Origin of the sequence: Microcystis sp. LE19-195.1E (assembly GCF_027532095.1) — a bacterium.
In the GTDB taxonomy this organism is placed as follows: Bacteria; Cyanobacteriota; Cyanobacteriia; order Cyanobacteriales; family Microcystaceae; genus Microcystis; species Microcystis aeruginosa.
Genome location: NZ_JAPZSZ010000139.1, coordinates 1 through 2,468, shown reverse-complemented (window position 1 = coordinate 2,468; position 2,468 = coordinate 1). Strand labels below are relative to the sequence as shown.

The window sequence follows — 2,468 nt, the reverse complement described above, 5'->3', positions numbered from 1 at the left end:
GGGGTGTGGGGTGTGGGGTGTGGGGTGTGGGGTGTGGGGTGTGGGGTGTGGGGTGTGGGGTGTGGGGTGTGGGGTGTGGGGTGTGGGGTGTGGGGTGTGGGGTGTGGGGTGTGGGGTGTGGGAAGAATAAATAAAAATAATCTCCTGACGACCGACGACCGACTCCTGAATCCTGAATCCTGACTTGTCAAGAAATCACGATAAATCAACTAGAGATTATCTGAGGCATTGAGTATAATCAAACACATAGATTAGGGGAAATTGCTCATAAATCAGTCCGATCGAGCGTGAATCCTCTTTTATTTTTTAGTCTTAGACTAAGGAAATATCATGGTTGATTGTAGTCAGATTCAGTTTGACGAGGATAAAAGCAAGATAGATCTATCGCAACTACGAGAATTATTTAATTTAACCGCATTTTGGGCAATCGATCGCCGTTTAGAAGATTTAGAAACCGCAATTGACTATAGTGATCCGGTGGTGACGGTGTGGAATGAGCGGCAATTAATTGGTTTTGCTCGGGCCACTTCCGACGGCATTTATCGGGCAACTATTTGGGATGTGATCGTTCATCCCGATTATCAGGGAGCGGGTTTAGGGCGTAAATTAGTAGAAACAGTCTTGGCCCATCCCCGAATAAATCGGGTGGAAAGAGTCTATTTGATGACTACTAATCAAGAAAATTTTTACCGGCGCATTGGTTTCCAAAGCAACGCCACCACGACGATGGTATTATTTAATCGTTATCCCGAGGAGTTTTCCTATCCGGCGATCGAGGTAAAGAAAAAACGATCCGTGTGAGCTTGTCCTGACTATTGTTATCGATTTGATCTAAGCTCATTTCCCCCCCCGAGACTTCGATAATGCCTTTCGCTAACTGAAATTTAAGACCGGGAGAAAGACCGAGAGCTTGAGTAAATTGTTTTACTTCTTCTGGCTTTGATTCTAAACTCAAAGGGGAAATTTCTGGCATTTGCCAGAGAGCGATTTCCCCCGGAAATTCTAGGGTAATAGTGACTTTTTTCTCGCCAAGGGCGCTCACCGATATACAAATAGAGCCACTCGTTAAGTTGGCGATCGCTGCATCGACGAGAAGGACAAGAGCGGAGGATAAACGCTGATAATCGGCAATAATAGCAATATCATCGGTCAAAGGGCTAAATTTAAGCTTAATATTGCGATTAGCTGCCTGTAAATAGGTTAAACTTGCCCAATCTTGCCAGAGTTTAGTTAAAGAAAAAATTTCTTGATCGAGAGGTATAGTACCAGACTCTAGTTTGGAGAGATTAATCATCTCATCGAGCATTGCCATCAGTTTACAGCCCGCCAGTTGCCCCTGGGCGATAAATTCCCTTTCCTCGGCCGGACTTTCACAAAGATCGGCGAGAATCAGTTGATGGAGACTGATCATACTGCTCAATGGCGATCGCAATTCGTGGGCAACCCGTCCCAAAAAACTGCTTTTGAGGTGATTAATTGCCACGGCCATCTGATAAGCGAGGCGAGTTTGCTGTAATTCCCGGTTTAAAGCGTCAATATCGTCCATATTTACAGAAAAACTGCCCCTTGTCGTAAGATATCCCATCCTTGACATTGCCAACGCGCGACGGTGGAGGGTTGTCCACTATTGATTATTCCCCATGCTGGCCTTTCTGTGGGTGCTAACACCGTCACCGAGGGAAAAGTAGTCATAATCGCTTCTGGAGTCAATAAAGGCTCTTGTCCTGACAGATTAGCACTTGTGGTCGCTAAAACACCAGTTCGACCGAGAATTTCTCGTGCGATCGCATGAGCGGGAACTCGGATACCAATCGTGCTAGGATTTTTAGGGTTAAGAACTTTTGGTACTTTTTCAGCAGCAGGTAAAACCAAAGTTAGGGAGCCGGGCCAGTATTTTTCGGTCATTTGCCGCCAAATCTCCCTTTCTTCCTGATTTCCCTTGACATAATCCCATAAATCTGCTGCTGAGGCCGCCATGAGAATTAAGGGTTTATCAAAAGTCCGTTTTTTAGCGGCAAAAATTAAGGCAGCATAGGGGGGAGAAACTGCTAAAGCGGGAACCGTATCCGTGGGAAAAGAAACCACTTGACCACTTAGGGCCGCGTGAACAATTTCGTTAAGAGAAGCAGTAGGCATTGAGAATTGATCATTTTTGGGGACTAATTTAGCCTAAAACTTTTTGGTACAATTTTAAACGGGTAGGGTTGATTCATGAATCAACCCTACCTTGAATCAACCCTACCTTGAATCAACCCTACTTGATCAGCGGGGTATCTGAAAGTTTTTAACACCTACCTACTTAGGGTTTGCTGAATAAATCTAAAAATCTTGTTGGATAAGGTTTTTAGACTTTTTTTCCCTCAAAAAGTGCCGACCATTGGAGTGATTGGGGGGAAAATTCCGGGACTTTTTCCCTGAAAATTAGGTAGTTGACCACCTGAAAATCGATAAAACCCCACACCCCACAC

The 2,468-nt window shown here is 44.8% G+C and carries 4 protein-coding genes; 1 reads left to right on the top strand and 3 read right to left on the bottom strand.

Features of this window, described 5'->3' with window-relative positions:
• Positions 1 to 209 (bottom strand): hypothetical protein (locus tag O9300_RS08205; RefSeq protein ID WP_287971184.1); only part of this gene is annotated, 209 nt, incomplete at its 3' end.
• Positions 210 to 330: 121 nt separating this feature from the next.
• Here O9300_RS08205 and O9300_RS08200 point away from each other — a divergent pair.
• Positions 331 to 801, top strand: coding sequence for a GNAT family N-acetyltransferase (locus O9300_RS08200; RefSeq protein WP_147071491.1), 471 nt, complete (start codon positions 331 to 333; stop codon positions 799 to 801).
• Here O9300_RS08200 and O9300_RS08195 read toward each other — a convergent pair.
• Positions 737 to 1,594 (bottom strand): sensor histidine kinase, encoded by an 858-nt coding sequence (locus O9300_RS08195; RefSeq protein WP_287971183.1) that lies wholly within the window; start codon positions 1,592 to 1,594, stop codon positions 737 to 739. The genes O9300_RS08200 and O9300_RS08195 overlap by 65 nt on opposite strands.
• Positions 1,549 to 2,136, bottom strand: coding sequence for an L-threonylcarbamoyladenylate synthase (locus O9300_RS08190; protein WP_287971180.1), 588 nt, complete (start codon positions 2,134 to 2,136; stop codon positions 1,549 to 1,551). The genes O9300_RS08195 and O9300_RS08190 overlap by 46 nt, the downstream gene beginning before the upstream one ends.
• Between the last annotated feature and the right edge of the window lie 332 nt (positions 2,137 to 2,468).